This window comes from Roseicyclus marinus (assembly GCF_030163795.1).
Classification (GTDB): Bacteria; Pseudomonadota; Alphaproteobacteria; order Rhodobacterales; family Rhodobacteraceae; genus Roseicyclus; species Roseicyclus marinus.
Window position 1 is genome coordinate 430,734 of the sequence record NZ_JASJOF010000002.1, and the last position, 25,173, is coordinate 455,906.

General features: G+C 65.1%; 24 protein-coding genes. 12 read left to right on the top strand and 12 right to left on the bottom strand.

Annotated elements, in window-relative coordinates:
- Nucleotides 1-85: 85 nt before the first annotated feature.
- Nucleotides 86-478, top strand: coding sequence for an ACT domain-containing protein (locus QQK63_RS04905; protein ID WP_277826964.1), 393 nt, complete (start codon nt 86-88; stop codon nt 476-478).
- Nucleotides 479-600: 122 nt separating this feature from the next.
- On the opposite strand, the gene groL is transcribed toward QQK63_RS04905, so the two are convergent.
- Nucleotides 601-2,232: a chaperonin GroEL gene (gene groL, locus QQK63_RS04910; protein ID WP_277826962.1), complete on the bottom strand. Its 1,632-nt coding sequence runs from the start codon at nt 2,230-2,232 to the stop codon at nt 601-603.
- 45 nt (nt 2,233-2,277) lie between these two features.
- Nucleotides 2,278-2,589 carry a co-chaperone GroES gene (locus QQK63_RS04915; RefSeq protein ID WP_277826960.1) on the bottom strand — a complete coding sequence of 104 codons (312 nt, stop codon included), beginning with the start codon at nt 2,587-2,589 and terminating at the stop codon, nt 2,278-2,280.
- 243 nt (nt 2,590-2,832) lie between these two features.
- On the opposite strand from QQK63_RS04915, the gene QQK63_RS04920 reads away from it, so the two are divergent.
- From QQK63_RS04920 to QQK63_RS04945, 6 genes are all read left to right on the top strand, one after another.
- Nucleotides 2,833-3,756 carry a manganese-dependent inorganic pyrophosphatase gene (locus tag QQK63_RS04920; RefSeq protein WP_277826958.1) on the top strand — a complete coding sequence of 308 codons (924 nt, stop codon included), beginning with the start codon at nt 2,833-2,835 and terminating at the stop codon, nt 3,754-3,756.
- 247 nt (nt 3,757-4,003) lie between these two features.
- Nucleotides 4,004-4,876, top strand: coding sequence for a TIGR01459 family HAD-type hydrolase (locus QQK63_RS04925; RefSeq protein WP_277826956.1), 873 nt, complete (start codon nt 4,004-4,006; stop codon nt 4,874-4,876).
- A gap of 192 nt (nt 4,877-5,068) precedes the next feature.
- On the top strand, nt 5,069-5,512 hold the full coding sequence (locus QQK63_RS04930) for a MaoC family dehydratase (RefSeq protein WP_277826954.1): 444 nt from the start codon (nt 5,069-5,071) through the stop codon (nt 5,510-5,512).
- Nucleotides 5,513-5,603: 91 nt separating this feature from the next.
- A complete protein-coding gene (locus tag QQK63_RS04935; RefSeq protein WP_277827804.1) occupies nt 5,604-6,533 on the top strand; it encodes a bifunctional riboflavin kinase/FAD synthetase in 930 nt (309 codons plus the stop codon).
- Entirely contained in the window at nt 6,530-6,976 is a 447-nt protein-coding gene (locus tag QQK63_RS04940; RefSeq protein ID WP_277826952.1) for a YcgN family cysteine cluster protein, read from the top strand. The genes QQK63_RS04935 and QQK63_RS04940 overlap by 4 nt, the downstream gene beginning before the upstream one ends.
- The gene (locus QQK63_RS04945) at nt 6,973-8,019 is read left to right on the top strand and encodes a threonine aldolase family protein (RefSeq protein ID WP_277826950.1); all 1,047 of its coding nucleotides are present in this window, start codon (nt 6,973-6,975) and stop codon (nt 8,017-8,019) included. Before QQK63_RS04940 ends, QQK63_RS04945 begins: the two co-directional genes overlap by 4 nt.
- 70 nt (nt 8,020-8,089) lie before the next feature.
- Here the strand turns inward: QQK63_RS04945 and QQK63_RS04950 are convergent, their stop codons facing one another.
- Nucleotides 8,090-8,857: an alpha/beta fold hydrolase gene (locus tag QQK63_RS04950; protein WP_277826948.1), complete on the bottom strand. Its 768-nt coding sequence runs from the start codon at nt 8,855-8,857 to the stop codon at nt 8,090-8,092.
- Complete coding sequence (locus QQK63_RS04955) at nt 8,854-9,456, bottom strand: 2-hydroxychromene-2-carboxylate isomerase (RefSeq protein WP_277826946.1); 603 nt, start codon at nt 9,454-9,456, stop codon at nt 8,854-8,856. Before QQK63_RS04955 ends, QQK63_RS04950 begins: the two co-directional genes overlap by 4 nt.
- A gap of 112 nt (nt 9,457-9,568) precedes the next feature.
- Between QQK63_RS04955 and QQK63_RS04960 the strand changes: the two genes are divergently transcribed.
- Nucleotides 9,569-10,597, top strand: a complete 1,029-nt coding sequence (locus tag QQK63_RS04960) for a ribose-phosphate pyrophosphokinase (RefSeq protein WP_277826944.1) — start codon at nt 9,569-9,571, stop codon at nt 10,595-10,597.
- Nucleotides 10,598-10,693: 96 nt separating this feature from the next.
- Here QQK63_RS04960 and QQK63_RS04965 read toward each other — a convergent pair whose 3' ends face one another.
- The 6 genes from QQK63_RS04965 to QQK63_RS04990 form a co-directional block, all read right to left on the bottom strand.
- A complete protein-coding gene (locus tag QQK63_RS04965; protein WP_277826942.1) occupies nt 10,694-11,044 on the bottom strand; it encodes an H-type lectin domain-containing protein in 351 nt (116 codons plus the stop codon).
- 151 nt (nt 11,045-11,195) lie between these two features.
- The gene (locus QQK63_RS04970; protein ID WP_277826940.1) at nt 11,196-11,618 is read right to left on the bottom strand and encodes a F0F1 ATP synthase subunit epsilon; all 423 of its coding nucleotides are present in this window, start codon (nt 11,616-11,618) and stop codon (nt 11,196-11,198) included.
- 82 nt (nt 11,619-11,700) lie between these two features.
- Nucleotides 11,701-13,125, bottom strand: coding sequence for a F0F1 ATP synthase subunit beta (gene atpD, locus QQK63_RS04975; RefSeq protein ID WP_277826938.1), 1,425 nt, complete (start codon nt 13,123-13,125; stop codon nt 11,701-11,703).
- Between the two features lie 16 nt (nt 13,126-13,141).
- Nucleotides 13,142-14,020, bottom strand: coding sequence for a F0F1 ATP synthase subunit gamma (locus tag QQK63_RS04980; RefSeq protein ID WP_277826936.1), 879 nt, complete (start codon nt 14,018-14,020; stop codon nt 13,142-13,144).
- 12 nt (nt 14,021-14,032) lie between these two features.
- Nucleotides 14,033-15,571, bottom strand: coding sequence for a F0F1 ATP synthase subunit alpha (atpA, locus tag QQK63_RS04985; protein ID WP_277826934.1), 1,539 nt, complete (start codon nt 15,569-15,571; stop codon nt 14,033-14,035).
- Between the two features lies 1 nt (nt 15,572).
- The gene (locus tag QQK63_RS04990) at nt 15,573-16,133 is read right to left on the bottom strand and encodes a F0F1 ATP synthase subunit delta (protein WP_277826932.1); all 561 of its coding nucleotides are present in this window, start codon (nt 16,131-16,133) and stop codon (nt 15,573-15,575) included.
- 443 nt (nt 16,134-16,576) lie between these two features.
- On the opposite strand from QQK63_RS04990, the gene QQK63_RS04995 reads away from it, so the two are divergent.
- A complete protein-coding gene (locus QQK63_RS04995) occupies nt 16,577-17,947 on the top strand; it encodes a hypothetical protein (RefSeq protein ID WP_277826930.1) in 1,371 nt (456 codons plus the stop codon).
- 100 nt (nt 17,948-18,047) lie between these two features.
- Here the strand turns inward: QQK63_RS04995 and QQK63_RS05000 are convergent, their stop codons facing one another.
- Nucleotides 18,048-18,809, bottom strand: coding sequence for a class I SAM-dependent methyltransferase (locus QQK63_RS05000; RefSeq protein ID WP_277826928.1), 762 nt, complete (start codon nt 18,807-18,809; stop codon nt 18,048-18,050).
- Nucleotides 18,810-18,876: 67 nt separating this feature from the next.
- On the opposite strand from QQK63_RS05000, the gene gloB reads away from it, so the two are divergent.
- From gloB to QQK63_RS05015, 3 genes are all read left to right on the top strand, one after another.
- Nucleotides 18,877-19,659, top strand: a complete 783-nt coding sequence (gene gloB / locus QQK63_RS05005; protein ID WP_277826926.1) for a hydroxyacylglutathione hydrolase — start codon at nt 18,877-18,879, stop codon at nt 19,657-19,659.
- Nucleotides 19,660-19,855: 196 nt separating this feature from the next.
- Entirely contained in the window at nt 19,856-22,192 is a 2,337-nt protein-coding gene (clpA, locus tag QQK63_RS05010) for an ATP-dependent Clp protease ATP-binding subunit ClpA (RefSeq protein WP_277826924.1), read from the top strand.
- A gap of 120 nt (nt 22,193-22,312) precedes the next feature.
- The gene (locus QQK63_RS05015; RefSeq protein ID WP_277826922.1) at nt 22,313-23,290 is read left to right on the top strand and encodes a M23 family metallopeptidase; all 978 of its coding nucleotides are present in this window, start codon (nt 22,313-22,315) and stop codon (nt 23,288-23,290) included.
- A 100-nt stretch (nt 23,291-23,390) separates the two neighbouring features.
- Here the strand turns inward: QQK63_RS05015 and QQK63_RS05020 are convergent, their stop codons facing one another.
- A complete protein-coding gene (locus QQK63_RS05020; protein ID WP_277826919.1) occupies nt 23,391-25,118 on the bottom strand; it encodes a peptidoglycan -binding protein in 1,728 nt (575 codons plus the stop codon).
- Nucleotides 25,119-25,173: the final 55 nt, after the last annotated feature.

Sequence of the window (25,173 nt, forward strand, 5' to 3'; positions counted from 1 at the left end):
CCGCCCGGCCCACAACCGCCCGGCATCTTGCCACGGGGGATGGCGGCGCGGCATCCTGTGCCGTCACAATCGAACGGAGATGCCGATGCCCGATCTCGCCCGCACCGCTGCCGAAATGATCGGCGGCATGGATCCCGTACTTTGGCAAGGCGCCTATCGGTTTTTCAGCACGACCGACCGCGCCGAGGCAGAGCGTTTGCGCGTCGAGGCGGTGGCCAGTTTCGAGGAGGAGGAAGGCATATCGCTGATCGTTCTCGCCGCGGACGATGCGGCGGATGCGATGCGGCGCATCACGCTCAGGGTTCATTCCGCGCTCGATGGTGTGGGGCTGACGGCGGCAGTATCCGGCGCGCTCGCGCGCAACGGCATCGCCTGCAACATGGTCGCGGCCTTCCACCACGATCATGTCTTCGTTCCTGCCGCACGGGCGGAGGAGGCGATGGAGATTCTGAGGGCGCTTCAGGCGCGCGGGGGGTAGGCGGCGGGCGGACATGACAAAGGGGCCCGAGGGCCCCTTTGCTTGGTGACGCTTCCCCCTCTCGGGATCGTTTCCCTTGGAAACGACCCTGTCGGGGTTACGCGCATCCTTGCAGGATGCGCTTACATCATGCCGCCCATGTCGGGCATGCCGCCGCCTGCGGGCTCGTCCTTCTTGGGCTTGTCGGCCACCATCGCTTCGGTGGTGATCAAGAGGCCCGCGATGGATGCCGCATCCTCGAGCGCGGTGCGCACGACCTTGGCCGGGTCGATCACGCCGAACTTGAACATGTCGCCATATTCTTCGGTCTGCGCGTTGAAGCCAAAGCTCTTGTCGTTCGATTCGCGGATCTTGCCGGCAACGACCGAACCGTCGACGCCTGCGTTCTCGGCGATCTGGCGCAGCGGTGCTTCGAGCGCCTTGCGCACGATGGCGATGCCGGCGTTCTGGTCCGAGTTGTCGCCGGTGACGCCTTCGAGCGCCTTGGCACCCTGCACGAGCGCCACACCGCCGCCGACCACGACACCTTCCTGAACCGCGGCGCGGGTTGCGTTCAGCGCGTCATCGACGCGGTCCTTGCGCTCCTTCACCTCGATCTCGGTCATGCCGCCGACGCGGATGACGGCAACGCCGCCCGCCAGCTTGGCAACACGTTCCTGCAGCTTTTCACGATCGTAATCGCTGGTGGTTTCCTCGATCTGCTGACGGATCTGGGACACGCGCGCCTCGATCTCGGGCTTGTTGCCCGCGCCGTCGACGATCGTGGTGTCGTCCTTCTTGATCAGGACCTTCTTGGCGCGGCCCAGCATGTCGAGCGTCACGCCCTCGAGCTTCATGCCGAGATCTTCGGAGATCACCTGGCCGCCGGTCAGGATCGCGATGTCCTGCAGCATGGCCTTGCGGCGGTCACCGAAGCCCGGTGCCTTGACGGCCGCGATCTTGAGGCCGCCGCGCAGCTTGTTGACCACGAGGGTCGCCAGCGCTTCGCCTTCCACGTCTTCCGCGATGATCAGGAGCGGCTTGCCCGACTGGATCACGGCTTCGAGCAGGGGGACCATCGGCTGCAGCGACGAGAGCTTCTTCTCGTGCAGCAGGATCAGCGCGTCATCGAGTTCCGCGACCATCTTGTCGGGGTTGGTGACGAAGTAGGGCGACAGGTAGCCGCGGTCGAACTGCATGCCTTCGACGACTTCGGTCTCGGTCTCGAGGCCCTTGTTCTCTTCGACGGTGATGACGCCGTCGTTGCCGACCTTCTGCATCGCATCCGCGATCTGGCGACCGATTTCCTTTTCGCCATTGGCGGAAATGGTGCCGACCTGGGCGACTTCGTCGCTGTCGGTCACGTCGCGGGCAGCGGCCTTGATGTGCTCGACGACCTTGGAGGTGGCCATGTCGATGCCGCGCTTGAGGTCCATCGGGTTCATGCCGGCGGCAACCGCCTTCATGCCTTCCTTGACGATGGCCTGGGCCAGAACCGTCGCGGTGGTGGTGCCGTCGCCGGCCTCGTCATTGGTGCGGGAAGCGACTTCCTTCACCATCTGCGCACCCATGTTCTCGAACTTGTCTTCCAGTTCGATTTCCTTGGCGACCGACACACCGTCCTTGGTGATGCGGGGCGCGCCGAAGGATTTCTCGATCACCACGTTGCGGCCCTTGGGGCCGAGGGTCACCTTCACCGCATCGGCGAGGATGTTGACACCCTTGAGCATGCGGTTCCGGGCGTCGGTGGAAAAACGTACGTCTTTAGCAGCCATCTTGGATAGCTCCCTTGAATTTGCGTTTCGGTTGGTCGGAAAGGATCAGGCGGCCTTGGCGGCCTTCTTGGCATCGAGGATGCCGAGGATGTCGCTTTCCTTCATGATCAGCAGTTCTTCGCCGTCGATCGTCACTTCGGTGCCCGACCACTTGCCGAACAGGACGCGATCACCGGCCTTGACTGCCATCTCGATCAGTTCGCCGGAATCCTTGCGTGCGCCGGGGCCGCAAGCGATGACTTCGCCTTCGGAGGGCTTTTCCTTGGCGCTGTCGGGGATGATCAGACCGCCCTTGGTCTTTTCCTCGGATTCGATCCGGCGGACCAGCACGCGGTCGTGAAGCGGTGTGAATGCCATCTCTCGAACTCTCCCTATGGGTTCGGTTGCAACTCTGGTGTTGTCACTCGACCGGGGTGAGTGCCAACACCGCGGAGATAGGGACAGGCTCCGCCCGTGTCAACAGGTCGCCTGCACGGGATATTCGCCGCGAGGCACCGCGCGCGCAGCGCCCGACGGCCTGCGGCACACTTGCCCCCCTGACAAGCCCGGCGGGCTTCGCTATGACGCGGCGCAAACAGATCCAATCCGCGGAATGAACCCATGACCACGCTCGTTTTCGGCCACACCTCCCCCGACACCGATTCCACCGGCTCGCCGATCATCTGGGCCTGGTACCTCAACGAGATCCGCAAGGATCCGGCCGAAGCTGTCCTTCTGGGCGAACCCAACACCGAGGCGGCCTTCCTCCTGCAGCGCTGGGACCTGCCCAAGCCGCGTATCATCGCGGATGTGGAACCGGGCCAGCCGGTGGTGATCGTGGACACCAACAACCCCGCCGAATTGCCCAAGGGCATCAACGGGGCCGATATCCGCGCCATCATCGACCATCACAAGCTGGTCGGCGGTCTGGAAACCAAGGGTCCGATCGAGATCCGGATGGAGCCCTTGGCCTGCACCGCCACGATCCTGCACAAGATGATCGGCGCAGATATCGCCCAAGCGCCCGAATGGCTGAAGGCCACCATTCTGACCTGTATCCTGTCCGATACGCTGGAATTCCGCTCTCCCACTACCACGCCAGAGGATCGCGCCGTGGCCGAGGCGCTGGCCGCGGAACTGGGCCTGTCGATCCCCGATTACGCCGCCGAGATGTTCGCGGCGAAATCCGATGTCTCGGCCTTCTCCGACGCTGAACTTCTGCGGATGGACAGCAAGACCTACGAGGTCGGCGGCAAGACCTTCCGCGTCAGCGTGCTCGAAACCACCTCGCCCGAGACGGTTCTGTCGCGCAAGGCGAGCCTGATGGAGACGATGCCAAAGGTCGCGACTGAGGATGGCGCGGACCAGGTGCTTTTGTTCGTCGTCGATATCCTGAACGAACAATCCACGCTGCTGGTGCCGAACGATCTGGTGGCACAAGTCGCCGCGAAAAGCTTTGGCGCGGATGTGGGCGGGGCCGATACGATCGTCCTGCCGGGCGTGGTCAGCCGCAAGAAACAGATCATCCCCAACCTCGCCCTTTGACCGGCCGGCCCCAAGGCGGGGCCTGCCTTCATCTTGGCACGAAAACTCCGGGGGAGGGCGCGCAAGGCGCGACCGGGGGCAGCGCCCCCTCCCCGTCCCCGGCGGCTGCACCGACTGTGGTCAGGCACCGTGCGGCGCGATCTTTCGCGGGAAAAACTTGCCCAGGCGACGGCTTTGACGGCGCAATCCCTCGACGGGCCGCGCAGGACCGCCTAAACCGCCCCTGACCTTTGACAGGAGCGCCCCCATGACCCGCATCATCGACAGCTTGGCCCAGATTACCGAGCATTATGACGCGCTCTTCTGCGATTTGTGGGGCTGCGTCCATGACGGCGTTCGTGCCTTTCCCGCCGCGGTCGCGGCGCTGCGGGCGTTCCGAGAGCAGGGCGGCACGGTCGTGCTGGTGACAAATGCCCCCCGCCCGCGCGCCAGCGTCGCCAAGCAGCTCGACCGGCTGGGGGTGCCCAGCGATTGTTGGGACGTGATCGCCACATCGGGCGACAGCGCGCGCAAGGCGATGTTCGAGGGCGTGGTGGGCAGCAAGGTCTGGCATATCGGCGAGCCGCATGACGCCCCGTTCTTCGAGCGGTTGCAGCTGTTGGAAAACCCGGTCGAGATCGAGAAAGTCGCGCTCGAAGAGGCGGAGGGGATCGTTTGTACCGGCCCCTTCGACCCGATGGCGGACCCGGCGGTGATGCGGCCGCAGTTCCTGCTGGCCAAGAGTCGCGGGCTGAAACTCCTGTGTGCCAATCCCGATCTCGTGGTCGACCGGGGCGAGACACGGGAATGGTGCGCGGGTGCCTTGGCGCAGCTTTACACCGAGATGGGCGGTGAAAGCCTTTATTTCGGCAAGCCCCATCCGCCGATCTACGACCTTGCGCGGCGACGGCTGGAACAGCTGGGCCGGTCGGTTTCCGACGACCGCATCCTGGCCGTGGGCGACGGGATTCTGACTGATGTTCTGGGCGGTCTGGGCGAAAGCATCGACACGCTTTTCATCACCGGGGGCCTTGCGCGGGCCGAGACCGGGACCGAGGATCAGCCCGACCCGGCAAAGCTGGCGCGGTTCCTGACCACGGCGGAGATGGAGCCGAGCTACTGCATCGGGATGCTGCGGTAAAATCAAGCGATTGGGAAACGTGACGGGCGGCGGAGCCGTGCCGTTTGCGGTGTTTCGGGACAGCTAGGGTGGGATCGCCTGCGCAACATAATTGCGACATATCGGGGTCGCTCGGGCATTTTATTTCTTTCTGCATTGCAGAAGCGTGGGGGAATCGGGTATAGCCGCACCATCATGCAAAAGGTGCCCGCCATGCTCGACAACATCACGACCGGCACGATCGTCATCGAGGATCTGGAGATCGGGATGACCCGGTCTTTGCAGAAGCTGATAACCGACACCGATATCGAGCTGTTCGCGCAGGTCTCGACCGACCGGAACCCGGTGCATCTGGACGATGATTATGCCCGCGACACGATCTTCGAGGGGCGGATCGCGCATGGCATGCTGACCGCGGGGCTGATTTCCGCCGTGATCGGCGAGCAATTGCCGGGGCATGGCACGGTCTACCTGGGTCAGACGCTGAAATTCATGGCACCCGTCCGGCCCGGCGACATGGTTCATGCCGAGGTCGAGGTAACCGAGATCGACCATGGCCGCCGGCGCGTGACGCTGGCCACCCATTGCCGGGTCGGCAAGACCGTGGTGCTGAAGGGCGAGGCCGTGGTGCTGGCCCCGTCGCGGAAATTCGATTGACCAAAGGTTAAGATCGCGGCCGCTTTCTTGAGGAAGGGTTAACGGCGCGGGCTGCTTGCGCATCGGCGCGGGGGCGGCTACCCGTCTTGCCATGCGCATCCTGCACGACCCCCAGTACACCCGTCCCGAGGACCGCGGCGCATCCGCCGCGATCGGGAATTTCGACGGGGTGCATCGCGGCCATCGCCATGTCATCGACCTGGCCCGGCGACCGGGCGTGCCCTTGGGCGTCGTGACCTTCGAACCGCATCCGCGCGCCTATTTCGCGCCTGATGCTCCGGCCTTTCGCCTGATGAACGCCAGCGCGCGGGCGCATCGGCTGGAAAAGCTCGGCGTCGAGATCCTCGCCGAACTGCCCTTTGACCGGCATCTGGCGGGGCTGTCGGCAGAGGATTTCGCGCGCGACGTGCTGGCGGGAGGATTGGGCCTGTCCCATGTCGTCGTGGGGGCGGATTTCTGTTTCGGCAAGGGACGGACCGGAACGGCGGCGATGCTGCGCGATTTCGGCGCGCGCTACGGGTTCGATGTGACGGTGGCCGACCTGCTGCTGGAAGGCGGCGATGGGGCGGTATCCTCGACCGCGATCCGGGCGGCGTTGAGCGAGGGGCGGCCGCGCGATGCCGCCGCCATGCTGGGCCACTGGCACCGGATCGAAGGGCCGGTCCTGCATGGCGACAAGCGCGGGCGGGAACTGGGCTATCCGACGGCGAACATGGCACTGGAGGGGCTGCATGTGCCCAAGCTGGGCGTTTACGCGGTTCTGGTCGATGTGCTGGAGGGGCCGCACAAAGGCACCTATCGCGGGGTGGCCAACCTTGGCATAAGGCCGATGTTCGCGAGGGAGACGCCGAACCTCGAGACCTTCCTCTTTGATTTCAAGGGCGACCTTTATGGGCGGCAGCTGTCGGTCGGGCTGGTGGAATGGCTCAGGGGCGAGATGGCCTTTGACGGGTTGCCCGCGCTGATCGCGCAGATGGACCGCGACAGTGCCGCCGCGCGCGAGGCGCTGGCGCGGACATGAGAGAGCGGTTCTGGGAACGGGTGCGCCCCGAGAAGATGACGCCCGAGGAATGGGAGGCGCTGTGCGACGGCTGCGGAAAGTGCTGTCTCAACAAGCTCGAGGACGAGGAGACGGGCGAGGTCGCGCTGACGCGCGTGGCCTGCCGGTTGCTTGACGATCAAAGCTGCCGCTGCGGGCAATATGCGATCCGCAAGACGCTGGTTCCCGAATGCATCCAGTTGACGCCCGCGACGATGAAGGATGTGGCCTATTTCATGCCCGCGACCTGCGCCTATCGGCTGATCCACGAGGGCAAGCCGCTTTTCTGGTGGCATCCGCTGGTGTCGGGCGATCCCGAGAGCGTGCATGAGGCGGGTGTGAGCATGCGTGGCCTGACGGTGCCGGAATTCGAGGTGCCCGAGGAAGATTGGGAAGATTACATCATCGAGGAGCCGGGCACATGATGTTCGCCAGCGACAATACCGGGCCGGTGCATCCGGCGATCATGGCGGCGGTGGCAGGGGCCAATGACGGCTATGCCATGCCCTATGGCAATGATCCCACGACCGAAGCCGCGCGGGCGGCCGTGCGCGACCTGTTCGAGGCGCCGGAGGCTGCGGTGGAATTCGTGGCGACGGGGAGCGTGGCCAATGCACTGGCGCTGGCCTGTCTGGCGAAGCCTTGGGATGGCGTCTTTTGTCACCGGATTGCCCATGTCGAGGAGGATGAATGCGGCGCGCCGGATTTCTATTCCGGGGCCAAGACGATCCTGATCGACGGGGCGGATGCGAAATTCACGCCCGAGGCGCTGGAGGCGGCGATTCTGCAATGCAAGGCGCGTGGCGTGCATGGCGCACAGCCCGGGCCGGTGACGATCACCAATATCACCGAGCGCGGGACGGTCTATACGCTGAACGAAATCCGGGCGATCACGGCTGTCGCCCACGCGCATGGTCTGGCGGTGCATCTGGATGGCGCGCGGTTCGCCAATGCCTGCGCGGCGCTCGGGTGCAGCCCGGCGGAGATGACGTGGAAGGCGGGTGTGGATGCCGTGAGTTTCGGCGGCACCAAGAATGGCTGCATGGGCGTTGAGGCGGTCGTGTTCTTCGACGCCGCGCACAGGCGGGAACTGGAGTTGAGGCGCAAGCGCGGCGGGCATCTGTTTTCCAAGCATCGGTATCTGTCTTCGCAGATGGTGGCCTATTGCGAAGGCGGGTTGTGGCTGGAGATGGCCAAGGCCGCCAATGCGCGGATGGCGCAGCTGGTGCAGGGTCTGGCGCGGGTGGAAGGGGCGCATCTGTGCCATCCGGTGGCGGGCAATCTTGCCTTTTTCGAGGTGCCGCGCGCGGCCCATGCCCGCGCCTTTGCCACCGGGGCGCAATATTACACCTTTGGCGGGACGGTGGAGGACGGGCCGGGCGATGCGCCGTTGCGCTGCCGGATCGTTTGCGACTGGGCCAAGACGTCGGAGGATGTGGACCGTCTTCTGGAGGCTTGGGCGGGGTAGCGTTTTCCCCGGGGAAAACGGTTTGGAAACCTCGAGGTTTCCAAGACGGAAAACCGAGGGTTCCGCCACCTCACCCCAGAAGGTGCCGGATTTCCTGCGCGACGGGCCCTGCATGGGTGATGGGGACCATATGGCCCGCGCCCGGGATGATGGCGCGGCGTGCCTGCGGGATCGCGGCGGCCAAGCCTGACTGGATTTCGGCGATGACGGGGGGGGAGGCCGCCCCTTCGATCAACAGGACCGGGCAGGCGAGTTGCCCGAGACGCGGCAGGAGGCGGGCGCTGTCGTCTTCGAGCGCGGGGCTGCTGGCGGGCACGACCCAGATCCGGTCGATCATGTAGGCCTGTTGGGTCTTTGGCATAGCGTCGAGCGGCACCCCCCCGCCCCATTGCGCAAGGAAGTCGCGCGTCGCGCCCTGTGCATCCCCGGCGTCGAGGCGCAGGCCGACACCCGCCATCCCCGCGACATGCGCGGCCCAGCCGGGGCCGCCCCGCGCGGCGGCGAACAGGACGGGTTCGATCAGCGTCAGGCTTGCCACGCGGTCGGGATGATCCAGGGCGAGGCGCAGCGCGACGGTCGCGCCGAAGCTGTGGCCGATCAGGTGGGTCGGGTGATCAGGCAGATGGGCCAAGGCCGCCTCGGTCGCCTGATCGTGGTAGTCGCGCGCGGGGTCGGGTGCAGGCCCGCGCCCGTGGCCGACAAGATCGGGGGCGGTCAGCGTCAGGCGGTCCGCCAGCGCGCGGGCCATGCCATCCCACGCACCGGAATGGGCGAGCGAACAATGAAGGAGGAGTGCAGGCTCACCCCCCTGCCCCCAGTGGCGCGCGTAGGCCGTCACAATTTCCCGGCGAGGAAGAGATCCAGATCCTCGATCCGGTCCTGACCCCAAAATTTCTCGGACCCGTCGACGATGTAGAAGGGTGCGCCGAAGACGCCCTTGGCGATGGCGTCCTCGGTGTTGCGGACGTAATCCTCGGCGCCTGCAAGCATTCCCATGCCCGCCAGCCCCCGGTCGAAGCCGGCGGCGGCGAAGCAATCGGCGATCACGTCATCCTCGGCGATATCGCGTTTGTCGCGCCAGACGGCGGCGGTGAATTCATGGACAAGCTGGCCCAGATTGCCGCCGCCCGCGCGGATCGCCGCGATGAAGGCATAGGACGAAGGCGCAGGGTTGATTGCGCGATAGGGCGGGTCGAGATCGAGGGGCAGGCCGTATTTGGCGGATTGGCGGCGCAGTTCCTGAAGCCGGTAATCGAGGCGGGCGGGATGGCGTTCCTTGACCGCCACGCCGCCGGTGCGGGGGAAGATGCCGCCGGTCAGGTCCATCGGCCTGTAGGTGATGGTGGCATCGTGGCGGGCGGCCACCTCCTCCATCCGGAGACCCGCGAGATAGGTGTAGGGCGACACGGTGGAGAAGAAATATTCGATATGGGCCATGGTGGCCGCCTCCCTTTTCGGCTTTGCGCGGAGCCTAGACGGGTGTTAGGGGGTGTCAATATTCCGCGCACGGGGACAGGCGCGGAACCTGCTGCCAAAAGGACATCGCACCATGCCTGCACAAGACCCGAAACTGATTTCCGGGAACGCGAACCTGACGCTGGCGAACGCAATTTCGCGGCGGATGTCGATGCATCGGGGGATGCAGGTGGGGCTGGTCGATGCGCGGGTCGAACGGTTCAACGACGGCGAGATCTTTGTCGAGGTGTTCGAGAATGTCCGCGGCGAGGACATGTTCATCATCCAGCCGACGTCCAAGCCGGCCAATGACAACCTGATGGAGTTGTTGATCATCACCGATGCGCTGCGCCGGTCGAGTGCGGCGCGGATCACGGCCGTGATCCCCTATTTCGGCTATGCGCGGCAGGATCGGCGGACCAAGGCGCGCACGCCGATTTCGTCCAAGCTGGTGGCCAACATGATGGTCACGGCGGGGATCGAGCGGATTCTGACGATGGATCTTCATGCGGCGCAGATCCAGGGGTTCTTCGATATCCCGGTGGACAACCTCTATGCTTCGCCGATCTTTGCACTGGATATCCTGCACCAGTTCAATGGCGACATGTCCGATGTGATGGTGGTGTCGCCCGATGTGGGAGGCGTGGCCCGCGCGCGGGAACTGGCCACCCGGATCGGCGCGCCGCTCGCCATCGTGGACAAGCGCCGCGAGAAGGCGGGCGAGGTCGCGGGGATGACGGTGATCGGGGATGTGGCGGGGCACAAATGCCTGATCGTGGATGACATGTGCGACACGGCGGGCACGCTGTGCAAGGCGGCCGAAGTGCTGATGGAGGCGGGCGCGACGGAGGTTCATGCCTATACGACCCATGGCGTCCTGTCGGGCCCTGCGGTGGAGCGGGTGAGCGGGTCGGTGCTTAAGACGCTGGTGATCACCGATACGATCGAGGCGCCTGCCGCCGCGCGGGCCTGCGCCAATATCCGCATCGTGCCGACCGCGCCGATGTTCGCGCAAGCCATCCTGAACATCTGGAACGGGACGAGCGTGTCGTCTCTCTTCGATACGCAGACGCTGGTGCCGATTTACGAGGGGCTTTACCCCAAGGGCATGTGGGGGCGGTAACGCGCGCCTTGGCCGGTGGTCGGTCGGACGCTTGGCGGTGGTGGGTCTGAGGGGGCGCTGCGCCGGGGTTGATGGCGGCACGGCGCGGATTGGTCGTCAGTAGAGATCCCAATCATCCTCGGCCTTGAGTTCGCCCAGTGCCATCCAATCGGCCCGGATGCGGGCGACGCGGCTGTCGCCCCATGTGCGAAAGACAAGCTGGAAGCCGGTGACCGTGACGGCCTCGGCGCGCAGGTCGGCGCGCTGGTTGGTGTCGCCGTCCATATCCCACATCGAGATCCCGACATGGACCATGGGTGGGGACCGGAAAGGTTCGGAAAACGTGACCGCGACGCGTTTTTCGCGCGGGCCGTCGCCTGTCCACATCGGGCCATTGTCCGCGAAATCGCTGAACAACAGGACAGAGCCCTGATCCGCGCCGATCTGGTGGTGGGTCAGGCGTTTCATCCTGCCGTCCGCTCCAATTGCCTTGGCCCCGGATCATGGGCGGATTTTGCGGCAGCAGCGTGGCGAGATGCGGGAAAGTTGTGACGGATGGCCACGAAAAAGGCCCCCGCAGCGGCGTGCGGGGGCCTATCTTGTGCGACGCTGGGCAAGTTCAGCCGAGGATGAGACCGCGGGCGGCCTCCATGTCGGCGACCAGTTTGGCCGTCGCATCGGCGTTGGTGGTGGCACCATCGCCTGCGGACAGCGCCTTTTCATGGGCGGCGCGGGCATCGGCGATGAAACCGTCGATCACCTCGGCGGTGACTTCGCTGACCGGGAGCGCCTGTTCGGCCAGAACGGTCACCGTCGGCCCCGCCACATCGGCGAAACCGCCGGTAACGAAATAGGCGGTTTCAGCCCCGCCCTCGGCCCCGTCGAGACGGAGCACGCCGGGACGCAGCGTCGTGATCATCGGTGCGTGATCCGCCATCGCGGTCATGTCCCCGTCGGTGCCGGGGATCTGCACCCCTTCGACCGCGACCGAGGCCAGCCGGCGTTCGGGCGAGACCAGATCGAATTGCAACTTGGCAGCCATTCGCGGCTCTCCTTGATGGCAGAGGGTGGACGGCAGCGACCTTGCGGGTCAGGCCCGCAAGACGGCCGCCGCCCCCGATGCGTTACGCGGCGTCTGCCGCCATGCGTTCGGCCTTGGCGATCACCTCGTCGATGCCGCCGACCATGTAGAAGGCGCCTTCGGGGAGGTGGTCGTATTCACCCGCGACCACGGCCTTGAAGGAGGCGATGGTGACATCGAGCGGAACCTGCACACCGTCGGAGCCGGTGAAGACCTTGGCCACGTCGAAGGGCTGCGACAGGAAGCGCTGGATCTTGCGGGCGCGGGCCACGGTCAGCTTGTCCTCTTCGGACAGTTCGTCCATCCCGAGGATGGCGATGATGTCCTGAAGCGACTTGTAGCGCTGCAGGATGCCCTGAACGTCGCGGGCGACCTTGTAGTGCTCTTCGCCGAGGATCTTGGGATCCATGAGGCGCGAGGAGCTATCGAGCGGGTCCACGGCCGGGTAGATGCCCAGTTCCGAGATCGCGCGCGACAGAACGGTCGTGGCGTCGAGGTGGGCGAAGGTGGTGGCCGGTGCGGGGTCGGTAAGGTCGTCCGCGGGAACGTAGACGGCCTGGATCGAGGTGATCGAGCCCTGCTTGGTCGAGGTGATGCGTTCCTGCATCTGGCCCATGTCGGTGGCGAGCGTCGGCTGGTAGCCCACGGCCGAAGGGATGCGGCCCAGAAGCGCCGACACCTCGGAACCCGCCTGGGTGAAGCGGAAGATGTTGTCGACGAAGAACAAAACGTCGGTGCCGGACTGGTCGCGGAACTGTTCGGCAAGCGTCAGGCCGGTCAGAGCGACGCGCGCGCGCGCGCCCGGAGGCTCGTTCATCTGGCCGTAGACCAGCGCCACCTGCGATTCCGTCAGGTTGTCGGGCTTGATCACGTTCGATTCGATCATCTCGTGATAGAGGTCGTTGCCTTCGCGGGTGCGTTCACCCACGCCTGCGAAGACCGAGTAGCCCGAGTGCACCTTGGCGATGTTGTTGATCAGTTCCATGATGAGAACCGTCTTGCCCACGCCGGCGCCGCCGAAGAGGCCGATCTTGCCGCCCTTGGAATAGGGGGCGAGCAGGTCGACGACCTTGATGCCGGTCACGAGGATCTCGGACTCGGTCGACTGGTCGTTGAATTCGGGGGCGGGCTGGTGGATGGCGCGGTATTCCTCGGCCTCGACCGGGCCGCCTTCGTCCACGGGTTCGCCGACGACGTTCAGGATGCGACCAAGGGTGGCGTTGCCCACGGGGACCATGATCGGGCCGCCGGTGTCCTTGACTTCCTGACCGCGCACGAGGCCTTCGGTCGCGTCCATCGCGATGGTGCGCACGGTGCCTTCGCCCAGGTGCTGGGCAACTTCGAGCACGAGGCGCTTGCCGCCGTTGTCGGTTTCAAGCGCGTTGAGGATCTCGGGCAGGTGATCGCCGAACTGCACGTCGACGACGGCGCCGATGACCTGGGTGATTTTTCCGACTGCATTTGCCATGTCGTGTCTCCGGTTCTTAGAGCGCTTCGGCGCCCGAGATGATTTCGATCAGCTCGTTGGTAATGACGGCCTGACGCGAACGGTTGTATTCGATGGTGAGGCGCTCGATCATGTCGCCGGCGTTGCGGGTCGCGTTGTCCATCGCGGACATCCGCGCGCCCTGTTCCGAGGCGGCGTTTTCGAGCAGCGCGGTGAAGATCTGGGTGGCGACGCCACGCGGCAGCAGGTCTTCGAGAACGGCCTCTTCGGAGGGTTCGTAATCGTAGACCGACCCGCTGTCGTCCGTTTCCTCGACCGCGTCGAATTGTGCCGGGATGATCTGGGTGGCCGTGGGCACCTGGCTGATCACCGACTGGAAGCGGTTGAAGAAGATCGTGGCGACATCGAATTCGCCCGCGTCGAAGCGGCCCAGAACATCCGTGGCGATGCGGGCGGCATCGGCATAGCCCAGCCGCTTGACATCGGACAGGTCGACGTGACCGACGAATTTGTCGGCGTGGTCGCGCTTGAGCTGTTCACGGCCCTTCTTGCCGACGGTCAGGATCTTGACCGTCTTGCCCTGCGCGCGGAGCGTTTCGGCATGGCTGCGGGCCTTGCGCACGATGGTGGAGTTGAAGCCACCGCACAGGCCGCGTTCCGCCGTCATCACCACGAGGAGATGAACGTCGGATTTGCCGGTCCCCGCCAAAAGGCGCGGCGCGCCCTCGGAATTGCCGACGGATTTGGCGAGGCCGCCCATGACGGCCTCCATCTTTTCGGCATAGGGGCGGGCAGCCTCCGCCGCGTCCTGCGCCCGGCGCAGTTTCGCGGCGGCGACCATTTGCATCGCCTTTGTGATCTTGCGGGTCGATTTGACCGACGCGATCCTGTTCTTGAGGTCCTTGAGATTGGGCATCTGTCAGACCCCTCAGGCGAAATCGGCGGCGAATTCGTCGATGGCAGCCTTCAGTTTCTCGGCATCGGCACCCTTGATCTTGGGGTCGCTCTTGGTGATCCACTCCAGCACATCGGCCTTCTTGGTGCGCATGAATTGCAGCAGCGCAGCCTCGAAACGGCCAACCTCGGAGACGGGCAGCTTGTCGAGATAGCCGTTGGTGCCCGCGAAGATCATGGTCACGATCTCGGCGTTGGTCAGCGGCGAGTACTGCGGCTGCTTCATCATCTCGGTCAGGCGCGCGCCACGGTTCAGGAGCTGTTGGGTCGACGCGTCGAGGTCGGAGCCGAACTGGGCGAAGGCCGCCATCTCGCGGTACTGGGCGAGCGACAGTTTCACCGGACCCGCGACCGAGGACATCGCCTTGGTCTGGGCGGAGGAGCCCACGCGCGACACCGACAGACCGGTGTTCACGGCGGGGCGGATGCCCTGGAAGAACAATTCGGTCTCGAGGAAGATCTGGCCGTCGGTGATCGAGATCACGTTGGTCGGGATGAAGGCCGACACGTCGCCGCCCTGCGTTTCGATGACGGGAAGTGCCGTCAGCGAGCCTGCGCCATTGTCCTCGTTCAGCTTGGCCGAACGCTCCAGCAGGCGGGAGTGGAGGTAGAACACGTCGCCCGGATAAGCTTCGCGGCCCGGCGGGCGGCGCAGCAGGAGCGACATCTGGCGGTAGGCGACGGCCTGCTTGGAGAGGTCATCGTAGATGATGAGCGCATGGCGGCCGTTGTCGCGGAAATATTCCGCCATCGCGGTCGCGGCATAGGGCGCGAGGAACTGCATCGGCGCGGGGTCGGATGCGGTGGCTGCCACAACGATCGTGTATTCGAGCGCGCCCGATTCCTCGAGCTTCTTCACCAGCTGGGCCACGGTCGAGCGCTTCTGGCCGACGGCGACGTAGACGCAGTAGAGCTTCTTGCTTTCGTCGTCGCCTGCGGCGTCGTTGTAGGATTTCTGGTTCAGGATCGTGTCGAGCGCCACGGCGGTCTTGCCGGTCTGACGGTCGCCGATGATCAGTTCGCGCTGGCCGCGGCCGATCGGGATCATGGCGTCGATGGCCTTGATGCCGGTCGCCATGGGCTCGTGCACCGATTTGCGCGGGATGATGCCCGGAGCCTTCACGTCGGCGATGCGACGCTCGGAAGCCTTGATCTCGCCCTTGCCGTCGATCGGGTTGCCCAGACCGTCGACAACGCGGCCCAGAAGCGCGTCACCGGCGGGGACGTCCACGATGGACTTGGTGCGCTTGACGGTGTCGCCTTCCTTGATGTCGCGGTCGGAGCCGAAGATCACGACGCCGACGTTGTCGGTTTCGAGGTTCAGCGCCATGCCGCGGATGCCACCGGGGAATTCCACCATCTCGCCGGCCTGCACGTTGTCGAGGCCATAGACGCGGGCGATCCCGTCGCCGACCGACAGCACGCGGCCCACTTCGGCCACTTCGGCGTCCTGTCCGAAATTCTTGATCTGGTCCTTAAGGATCGCAGAGATTTCTGCAGCTTGGATCGCCATGTTAACCGACCTCTTTCATCGTGTTCTGGAGTGCGTTGAGCTTTGCCTTGATCGAGGTATCGATCATGGTGGAGCCAACCTTGACGACAAGACCGCCGATGAGGCTTTCATCGACGGTCGATTTCAGGTTCACCTCGCGGCCGGTTGCGGCCTTGAGCACCTTGGAAAGCTTGTCCGACTGCGCCTTGGTCAGGGCCTTGGCCGAGACGACTTCAGCGCTGATCTCGCCCTTGTGGTCCGCGATGCGGGCGCGCAGCGCGACGAGGAGCGCGGGCAGAACGAAGAGGCGGCGCTTTTGCGCCATCAGGCGCAGCGTGTTGCCGGTGATCGCGTTCATGCCCATCGCATCGGCCACCTTGCCGATGGCGGCGGTGGCCACGTCGCGGCCGTAGATCGGCGAGGCGATCAGGTCGCGCAGGTCAGCGCTTTCGGCCAATGCGGCCTCTAGGGCGGCGACATCGGATTCGAGGGGGCCAAGCGCGCCTTCCTCCTTGGCCAGGTCGAACAACGCGGTCGCGTAACGCGCGGCGATGCCGGTCGAGATTGAAGCAGGTTCGCTCACGTCCACCCTTTCATCATGCAGCTATCCCGGACAGAGCGCGGCGACGCCTCCGGGTTGGTCTTCATCGGCAGCGGATGGCAGCCGTTTCCCCATAAATCGCCCGCCATGTAGCAGAGCCCCCGCCATGCTGCAACCGCGATAGGATCGGGGCGGCAGCATCGGAAGCCCCAAGAAAACAAGGACGCGGCCCCGTGGGCACAGTTGGTGCGACACTCGGTGGCAAGGCTGCGGCGATTTGGCGGCGGCCCATTCGCGCAGGGGCACGACGATTCTGACGCGGCAGTGCAGCGGCGCGCCGCTGGCATGGATCGGTGAATCCTGCCCCATTGCCCGCCTTGCGCCCCGTGGCACCGGCCAAACGGATCAGGCCACCCGCCTTTTGCCTTCAGAAAATGGCAGATTTCACGTATTATCAGTTCAGTGTTTTTGTGCGGAACGAGTAAATGTTTACGATTATCGGTTTGATGATGGTCGCAAGCCTCGCGGCGATGGCGATCATTGGGGATGATGGCGACAGCCCACCCGAGGAAGAGATCCAGCAAGATGTGCCGGAACCGGAGTCCGATCCAGAGCCGGAGTCCGCGCTAGAGCCGGAGCCCGAACTAGAACCGGAGGAGCGATCCGAAGCCCAACCCCTGTTCACGCTGCAGACCGACCCAGTCACCGGTGACACCAACGTTACCGTCGCCCCCGAGGCACAAGGGCGTCTGATGGCTTTTTTGGAGACCGGTGAAATCAATCGATTTGGTGACCCCTGTTCGAGCGCCGAATACTTCGGCCTGACGCTTGTTCTGGTCCCTGAGGATGTTGATTTCGAAGCGGCGGCCAACGGCTTTGACTGGCAGTCATTCCGCGATGCCAACATCGCAGCGGGGATCACGCCTGACCGCGCAGATTTTTTCGCAGCCATCGGCGTCGAGCTTGTGCAACAATGGGACCTTGGCGAGAGGAGTTTCCTGGAGCCCTTCATGTGGGAATTTCTCGACGATGACGACCAAATCCAGTTCGTCGACGGCGACCGCATGCCCGAAATCACGGCCAATCGCGATATCGAATGGTTCGAACTGACCGATGATCGCGAGCTGCTTTACCAGATGATCACCAATTCAGTTGTCTCCGAGCAGGTCGAAGGCCCCGAGGGGATCGTCGATCCCCGCACCAGTGTAGAAAGTTTCTCGCAGGGCACGGACAATTCGCCTGAGACGGTGTTCCTCACGCCGGACGAGGGCGACGTGGTCATGGGCAGCGAATTTGCCGATGTGATCGTGCATCCGCAGGTCGACACGACGGCGATCACGATCATCGGCGGTGCAGGCGAGGATACGATCACCGCCGGGCTGAACGACACGATCATCACGAACGACGACACCGATGCCGACCTCATCAACATCGACACCTTCCCCGGCTTTGCACAGCGCTATGACGAGGTTCCGGTGATCCGGGCGGGCCCCGAGGATGTGATCGATATCGACCCCATCAACAGCATCGTCATCAGCTATGAAATCGACCGCGGCGCGGGCGTGACCGATTATGTCCATCACATCATCTACACGCTGGGGTTCGACGTCACCCCCGACCAAGTGATGGGCCCGGGGGGCTCACTATCGCTGGCGCAATACTACAATGCGGCATGCATGCATTTGTTGGCCGTGGTTCCCGGGGGCAGCGTCGATCTGAGCGACCCGGCAAATCCAATAGACACGCGCGTGGCGCCGCCGCAATTCCAAGGGGCCGGATTGGGGATGTATTCCGCCGTGCTGCAGGGCGAGACGGTGACGCCAAGCACGGTCTTCCAGCCTGTCCCGGTCGGCTAGAGCGCGGCGCGTTCCTCCGCAGTCACGCGCCGCTCTCCAACCTTTTGATGTCGCATGTCCGGGGAGCGCAAAACCGGTTCCCAATTTTGCGCGACATGCTCTAAACCCGCCCGCCCCTTCGGCTGGCCCCCGCGGGGGCCGGCGCGCCCTCCAGCACCTTGAGCGGCTGGCGGACCCGTTCGGCAAGGCCGGGACGGGTGGGGGCGTAGACGCGTTTGGACACCTCGAGCAAGATCACGCCGCCTGCGTAATAGCTCGACATGGTTGCACCGAGCCGTTCCACCAGTTCCGCCGAGCGCAGCCAAAAGCGGTGCTGGGAGGGCGGCGCGAAGAGGGCCGCGGCATGGCGTTCGGGCATGAAGTCGTGGCGTTTCATCTGCGCCTCGAGTTGGCCCAGCGAATAGGGGCGGCCAAAGCCGAAGGGCGTCGCGTCGCGGCGCGCCCAGAGGCCCGAGCGGTTGGGCACGATGAAGAGCGCCTTGCCACCTGGGCCCAGCACACGCTTGCATTCCTCGAGCACTTCGGAGGGGTGTTCAGAGGTTTCCAGCCCATGCAGGCAGACGATGCGGTCGGCCACCCCGGTCTGGAGCGGCCACTGCCCCTCGCGGCAGAGGGTGGAGACATTCTCCATCCCGGCGGGCCACGGCATGACGCCCTGTTCGGCGGGCATGAGACCCACGACGCGCCGCGCATCCGCAAGATAGGGGCGCAGGAGCGGCACGGCGAAACCGAAACCCACCACTGTTTGTCCCTGCGCCTCGGGCCAGAGCGCCAGCATCCGGTCGCGGATCGCCTTTTGCGCGATCCGGCCCAGCCGGGTCCGGTAATAGAATTGGCGCAGGTCGGTGACGTCGAGATGCATTGCACTAGGTCGTTAGGTGCGCGAGGGTGGCACCCCCGCAGCATTACGGAACCGAGACGGAATATCCATGCCCGAGACCGCGACCCAGCCCGAAATCGTCACCGTTCCCTGCCTCAAGGACAATTACGCCTTTTTGCTGCACGATCCCGCGACCGGGGCCGTGGCGGTGTTCGACGTGCCCGACGCCGGGCCGATCGAGGCGGCGCTGGCCGAGCGGGGCTGGACGCTGAGCGATATCGTGATCACCCATCACCACTGGGACCATGTCGACGGGGTGGAGGCCCTGCGCGGCGCCACCGGTGCAAAGGTCTGGGGGGCCGCGGCCGATGCCCATCGGTTGCCCGCGCTGGATCAGGCGCTGGTCGAAGGCGACAGCGTGACCATCGGCGGGCTGACGGGGCACGTGATCGACGTGTCGGGGCATACAATCGGGCATGTCGCCTATCATTTCCCGCAGGCACAGGCGGTTTTCACGGCCGACAGCCTGATGGCGCTGGGATGCGGGCGGCTGTTTGAGGGGACGCCGGACCAGATGTGGGAGAGCTTGTCGAAACTGGCCGCCCTGCCCCCTGAAACGCTGGTCTGTTCGGGCCATGAATACACCGAAGGCAACGCGCGGTTCGCGATCACCATTGATCCTGACAATCCGGCGCTTATCTCTCGGAAGGAAGGGATCGAGGAGGCGCGTCGCGCGAACCGCCCCACTGTCCCCTCCACGCTGGCCGAGGAATTGGCGACCAACCCGTTCCTGCGCGCCGCAGACCCCACCATCGCCCGCCGCCTAGACATGGCGGGCGCCGATCCCTCCTCTGTCTTTGCGCGCATCCGAAGCTTGAAGGATGCGTTTTGAAGATGGACCGAACAACTGCCCAAAATTTAGGCAACCGCCCCGCGGCCAAGGTATAGAGGCCCAGACCGCGACGGCACACGAGACCTTGAGCAAATTCTCCTTGAAAGACGCCCGGAGAAAGCAAAGCTTAAGGATATGAGGCCATGATCGGCGTGAGGCACAAGCCCACCCGATGCACGAGGAAAGGAGCACGCTGGTGCCGTCTTTTTCGACAACACTTGAGCAGGCCATTCACGCGGCGCTGGCCAACGCAAATGCGCGCCGCCACGAACTTGCAACGCTGGAGCATCTGCTGCTTGCGCTGATCGACGAACCCGAGGCGCGCAAGGTGATGCTGGCCTGTTCGGTCGACATCGACGCGCTGCGCGAGACGCTGACCGCCTTCATCGACGACGATCTGTCGACGCTGGAGACGGATATCGACGGCTCGGAGGCGGTGCCGACGGCGGCCTTCCAGCGCGTGATCCAGCGCGCGGCGATCCATGTCCAGTCTTCGGGCCGGACGGAGGTGACGGGCGCGAACGTGCTGGTCGCCATTTTTGCCGAGCGCGAATCGAACGCGGCCTATTTCCTGCAAGAGCAGGACATGACCCGGTATGACGCGGTGAATTTCATCGCCCATGGCGTGGCCAAGGACCCGTCCTATGGCGAAAGCCGCCCCGTGACCGGCGCGACCGATCCCGAGGAGGAAAACCGCACCGCCCCCAATGGCGGGGCCGAGGGCGGGGAGGCCAAGGAATCGGCGCTGGCTAAATACTGCGTCGATCTGAACGCCAAGTCGCGCAAGGGCGATATCGACCCGCTGATCGGTCGCGCCCACGAGGTGGAACGCTGCATTCAGGTGCTGTGCCGCCGCCGCAAGAACAACCCGCTGCTGGTGGGCGACCCCGGCGTGGGCAAGACGGCCATCGCCGAAGGTCTGGCCAAGAAGATCGTCGAGGGTGAAACCCCTGAGGTTCTGGCCAATTCCACGATCTTTTCGCTCGACATGGGCGCGCTTCTGGCGGGCACCCGCTATCGCGGCGATTTCGAGGAGCGGCTGAAAGCCGTGGTCAAGGAACTGGAGGAGCACCCCGACGCGATCCTGTTCATCGACGAGATCCACACGGTGATCGGCGCAGGTGCGACGAGCGGCGGTGCGATGGATGCCTCCAACCTGCTCAAGCCCGCGCTTCAGGGCGGCAAGCTGCGCTGCATGGGCTCCACGACCTACAAGGAATTCCGCCAGCACTTCGAAAAGGACCGCGCGCTGTCGCGCCGGTTCCAGAAAATCGACGTGAACGAGCCTTCGGTCGAGGATGCGATCAAGATCCTCAAAGGGTTGAAGCCCTATTTCGAGGATCACCACAGCGTCAAATACACCGCCGATGCGATCAAGACGGCGGTGGAATTGAGCGCGCGCTACATCAACGACCGCAAGCTGCCCGACAAGGCGATCGACGTGATCGACGAAGCGGGTGCGGCACAGCATCTTGTGGCTGAGTCCAAGCGGCGCAAGACCATCGGCGCCAAGGAGATCGAGGAGGTCGTGGCCAAGATCGCCCGCATCCCCCCCAAGAACGTCAGCAAGGACGATGCCGAGGTTCTCAAGGATCTGGAAGTCTCGCTCAAGCGCGTGGTTTTCGGCCAAGATGCCGCGATCGAGGCCTTGTCTTCGTCGATCAAGCTGGCGCGTGCGGGCCTGCGGGAACCCGAAAAGCCCATCGGCAACTACCTGTTCGCGGGCCCCACGGGTGTCGGCAAGACGGAAGTCGCCAAGCAGCTGGCCGATACGTTGGGCGTGGAACTGCTGCGCTTCGACATGTCGGAATACATGGAGAAACACGCGGTCTCGCGCCTGATCGGTGCACCTCCGGGCTATGTCGGCTTTGACCAAGGCGGGCTTTTGACCGACGGGATCGACCAGCATCCGCATTGCGTGCTGCTGCTTGACGAGATCGAGAAGGCGCATCCGGATGTGTTCAACATCCTGTTGCAGGTGATGGACCACGGCACGCTGACCGATCACAACGGGCGCAAGGTCGATTTCCGCAACGTGATCTTGATCATGACCTCGAATGCTGGCGCGGCCGACATGCAGAAAGCCGCCATCGGCTTTGGCCGCGACAAGCGCGAGGGTGAGGATACGGCGGCGATCGAACGGACGTTCACGCCGGAATTCCGTAACCGGCTGGATGCCGTCATCTCCTTCGGCGCGCTGCCGAAAGAGGTGATCTTGCAGGTGGTGGAAAAGTTCGTCCTTCAGCTCGAAGCGCAGTTGATGGATCGCAACGTGACCATCGAACTGACCCGTCCCGCCGCCGAGTGGCTGGGCGACAAGGGTTACGACGACCGGATGGGCGCGCGCCCGCTGGGCCGCGTGATCCAGGAGCACATCAAGAAGCCGCTGGCCGAGGAACTGCTGTTCGGCAAGCTGGCCAAGGGCGGCAACGTCAAGGTCGGCGTCAAGGATGGCAAGATCGACCTGCGGATCGAGGAACCGGGGCGTCCGCGCATCGGGTCCAAGAAGCCGCCGCTTCTGACGGCGGATTGATCCGGCCTGCTTGGCCCGGAAGGTTCGACCAAAGAGGCCCGGTCCCGAAATGGGCCGGGCCTTTTTCCTGCGCCGCGTGACGAACGCGGATTGTATCCATCGCCCAGAGTAACCATCGCCATGCATCGTCCCGTTCCCCTAGCCTGTTCTGCCGCGGCGCTGATCGTGGCCATCGCCCTGCCCGTCGCGGCGCAAGAGGCCCCTGCCCTGCTGTTTCCCGTCGATTGCACGCTGGGCGAGACCTGTTTCCTGCAACAATTCGTGGACCATGATCCCAGCCCCGGGGCGCGCGCCTTTGATTGCGGGCCGCAAAGCTATGACGGGCATACCGGGACGGATATCCGAACCGCCGATCTGGAGGCGATGGCGGCCGGTGTGGCGGTCATCGCGGCGGCCGATGGCGTGGTGCGGGGCCTGCGGGACGGGGTGCCCGATGGCGGCACGGCGACCATGCAAGACGGTCAGGGCTGCGGCAACGGCGTGGCGGTCACCCATCCGGGCGGGTGGGAGACGCAATATTGCCACCTGATGGAAGGCTCGATCTTCGTGCGGGAGGGACAGGCGGTGGCGGCGGGCGCGCCCCTGGGGCTGATCGGATATTCCGGGCAGACGGAATTTCCCCATCTGGAATTCATCGTGCGGCACGAGGGGCGGGTGATCGACCCGTTCGATGCGGAGACGGCGGACAGCTGCGATGCGCCGCCCGCAAGCCTATGGGCGGAGCCTTTGGCAAATCCGGGCGGCGGCATCTTGTCGGCAGGCTTTGCCGCCGCCATCCCCGAGCTGGCCGATATCGCGGCGGGCCGGGCCGATACTGGCGCGATCCCCGCGCGGGGTGAGGCGCTGGTGATCTGGGGCTTTGTCCATGGCGGTCGCGCGGGCGATGTCGTGACGCTCCGGATCGCGGATGCCGAGGGCGGGCAGGTTCATGCGCAGGACGTGGTGCTGGAACGGACGCAGGCGCAATTGTTCCGCGCCAGCGGTCGTCGCAGTCCGGATGGCGGGTGGCCACCAGGGATTTACCAAGGCGAGGTCGTGCTGCTGCGCGACGGGACAGAGATCGACCGCACGGCAACGGCGGTGCTGGTCACGCCCTAGAGATGGTCACGTTCATTCGCAGTCACGCGCCACTCGCTAACCTTTTGAATGCGCATGTTCTTGGAGCGCAAAACCGGTTCCCACTTTTGCGCGACATGCCCTAGCGTTCGGTCAGTTTCAGTTCGATCCGGCGGTTCTGGGCGCGGCCGTCGGGCGTGTCGTTGTCGGCGATCGGGCTGTATTCGCCAAAGCCTGTCGCGGCCAGCCGATCCGGCGGGAAACCCAGCTCCTCGGCCATGAAGAGAACGACCGACAGCGCACGCGCCTGACTGAGTTCCCAGTTCGAGCCGAAGGCGCCGCCGGGGCGCATCTGCTGGTTGTCGGTATGGCCGTCGACGCGCAGGATCCAGTCGATGCCGTCTGGAATGTCCGCCGCCACTTCGGAGAGGAGGCCAGCGACGCTGCGGATCTGATCCAGCCCTTCGGGGGCCAGATCGGCGGAGCCCAGATCAAAGAGCACCTCGGAGGAAAAGACGAACCGGTCGCCTTCGATCCGGACGCCCTCGCGCCCCTCCAGAAGATCGCGCAGACGGCCGAAGAATTCGGAGCGGTAGCGTTCCAGCTCCTCGGCTTCGGCGGCGAGGCGGGCGGCTTCTGCGGCTTCGAGTTCGGCCACGCGGGCCTGTTCGGCGGCGAGCGCGCGCTGCTCCTGCGCCACGCGCGCCAGTGCCTGGTTGAGTTGCGCACCCAGGGTGGCGATCTGGATTTCGGCCTCGGCATCGCGGGCGGCGCTGTCGTCGAGCAGCGACTGAAGCCCGTTCAACTGCGTCCGAAGCGCGGCCACTTGTTCGTTCAGGAGCGCCACCTGCCGCGCGCTTTCGGCGGAGGCGGCTTCGGCGCGATCCAGTTCGGCATTGGCCTGCGCCAGAAGGATGGCGCGCTGTTCGGCCTCGGTCAGGGCGGTGTCACGGTCGGTTTCGGCGGCAAGGCGCGCGGCCAGCGCCGCGGCCAGATCGGCGCGCAGCGTGTCGAGCTCGGCCGGATCCACGGTCTCGGTCTGCAGAGTGGCGGCCAGACGGGCGGCCATGTCTTCCTCGGCGGCGCGGGCGGCGGCAAGGAGGGTCAGGGTTTCCTCGGCCCGGCGGCGCTGTTCTTCGAGCGCGAGGGTCATCGCGGTCAGTTCGGCATCGGCGTTTTCAAGCCGCGCGCGCAACGCCTCGGCGGCGGCGGCATCGACGAGGCGGGCGGCTTCCTGTTCGGAAATCTGCGTTTCGAGGCTCGCGATCGTGTCGGCCTGTGCGGCGCTGTCTGCCTGAAGGTCGGCGATCAGAGCCTCGAGCGCCTCGCGGCGGGCAGCGGCAAGGCGCGCCTCCTCGGCGGCGCTGTCGATCTCGGCCCGCGCAGTGGCGAGCGCCAGGCGCAAGGCCTCGGCCGCGTCGAGGCTTTCGGCAAGTTCGGCCGCCGTGGCATCGCGTTCGGCCGTCAGATCGGTGTTGGCGGCGATCAGGGAGGCAACCTGCGCCTCGAAATCGGCGATGCGCGCGGCCTGCGCATTGGTTTGATCGGTGAGCGAGGCGATGAGGGATTGCTGCGCGCTAAGCTGTTCCTCGGCGCTGGCGAGCGATCCGGTGAGGGTGGCGACCCGGCTTTCGAGGGCCGCGGCGCGGCTTTCCTCCAGCCCCAGCGCCTCGGCCAGAGAATTGAGTTGAGCGTTCAGGCTGTTGAGTTCGTCATCCTGGCTGGTGATCTGTTCGGAGAGGACGAATTGCACCACCATGAAGATCGACAGGACGAAGATCATCACCATCAAAAGCGAGGTGATCGCATCTACGAAGCCGGGCCAGATCGTGCCCGACATCTGATTGCTGGCGCGGCGTTGGAAGGCCATCGCGGGTCACTCCGCGCCGGGCGGCGGCGGGGTCGGGGCCTAGATCGGAAGAGCG

What these genes read in the sequence shown, in the direction of transcription:
- QQK63_RS04905 (WP_277826964.1), top strand. Translation starts at nt 86, where the DNA reads ATGCCCGATCTCGCCCGCACCGCTGCCGAAATGATCGGCGGCATGGAT.
- groL (WP_277826962.1), bottom strand. Translation starts at nt 2,232, where the DNA reads ATGGCTGCTAAAGACGTACGTTTTTCCACCGACGCCCGGAACCGCATG.
- QQK63_RS04915 (WP_277826960.1), bottom strand. Translation starts at nt 2,589, where the DNA reads ATGGCATTCACACCGCTTCACGACCGCGTGCTGGTCCGCCGGATCGAA.
- QQK63_RS04920 (WP_277826958.1), top strand. Translation starts at nt 2,833, where the DNA reads ATGACCACGCTCGTTTTCGGCCACACCTCCCCCGACACCGATTCCACC.
- QQK63_RS04925 (WP_277826956.1), top strand. Translation starts at nt 4,004, where the DNA reads ATGACCCGCATCATCGACAGCTTGGCCCAGATTACCGAGCATTATGAC.
- QQK63_RS04930 (WP_277826954.1), top strand. Translation starts at nt 5,069, where the DNA reads ATGCTCGACAACATCACGACCGGCACGATCGTCATCGAGGATCTGGAG.
- QQK63_RS04935 (WP_277827804.1), top strand. Translation starts at nt 5,604, where the DNA reads ATGCGCATCCTGCACGACCCCCAGTACACCCGTCCCGAGGACCGCGGC.
- QQK63_RS04940 (WP_277826952.1), top strand. Translation starts at nt 6,530, where the DNA reads ATGAGAGAGCGGTTCTGGGAACGGGTGCGCCCCGAGAAGATGACGCCC.
- QQK63_RS04945 (WP_277826950.1), top strand. Translation starts at nt 6,973, where the DNA reads ATGATGTTCGCCAGCGACAATACCGGGCCGGTGCATCCGGCGATCATG.
- QQK63_RS04955 (WP_277826946.1), bottom strand. Translation starts at nt 9,456, where the DNA reads ATGGCCCATATCGAATATTTCTTCTCCACCGTGTCGCCCTACACCTAT.
- QQK63_RS04960 (WP_277826944.1), top strand. Translation starts at nt 9,569, where the DNA reads ATGCCTGCACAAGACCCGAAACTGATTTCCGGGAACGCGAACCTGACG.
- QQK63_RS04965 (WP_277826942.1), bottom strand. Translation starts at nt 11,044, where the DNA reads ATGAAACGCCTGACCCACCACCAGATCGGCGCGGATCAGGGCTCTGTC.
- QQK63_RS04970 (WP_277826940.1), bottom strand. Translation starts at nt 11,618, where the DNA reads ATGGCTGCCAAGTTGCAATTCGATCTGGTCTCGCCCGAACGCCGGCTG.
- atpD (WP_277826938.1), bottom strand. Translation starts at nt 13,125, where the DNA reads ATGGCAAATGCAGTCGGAAAAATCACCCAGGTCATCGGCGCCGTCGTC.
- QQK63_RS04980 (WP_277826936.1), bottom strand. Translation starts at nt 14,020, where the DNA reads ATGCCCAATCTCAAGGACCTCAAGAACAGGATCGCGTCGGTCAAATCG.
- atpA (WP_277826934.1), bottom strand. Translation starts at nt 15,571, where the DNA reads ATGGCGATCCAAGCTGCAGAAATCTCTGCGATCCTTAAGGACCAGATC.
- QQK63_RS04995 (WP_277826930.1), top strand. Translation starts at nt 16,577, where the DNA reads ATGTTTACGATTATCGGTTTGATGATGGTCGCAAGCCTCGCGGCGATG.
- QQK63_RS05000 (WP_277826928.1), bottom strand. Translation starts at nt 18,809, where the DNA reads ATGCATCTCGACGTCACCGACCTGCGCCAATTCTATTACCGGACCCGG.
- gloB (WP_277826926.1), top strand. Translation starts at nt 18,877, where the DNA reads ATGCCCGAGACCGCGACCCAGCCCGAAATCGTCACCGTTCCCTGCCTC.
- QQK63_RS05015 (WP_277826922.1), top strand. Translation starts at nt 22,313, where the DNA reads ATGCATCGTCCCGTTCCCCTAGCCTGTTCTGCCGCGGCGCTGATCGTG.
- QQK63_RS05020 (WP_277826919.1), bottom strand. Translation starts at nt 25,118, where the DNA reads ATGGCCTTCCAACGCCGCGCCAGCAATCAGATGTCGGGCACGATCTGG.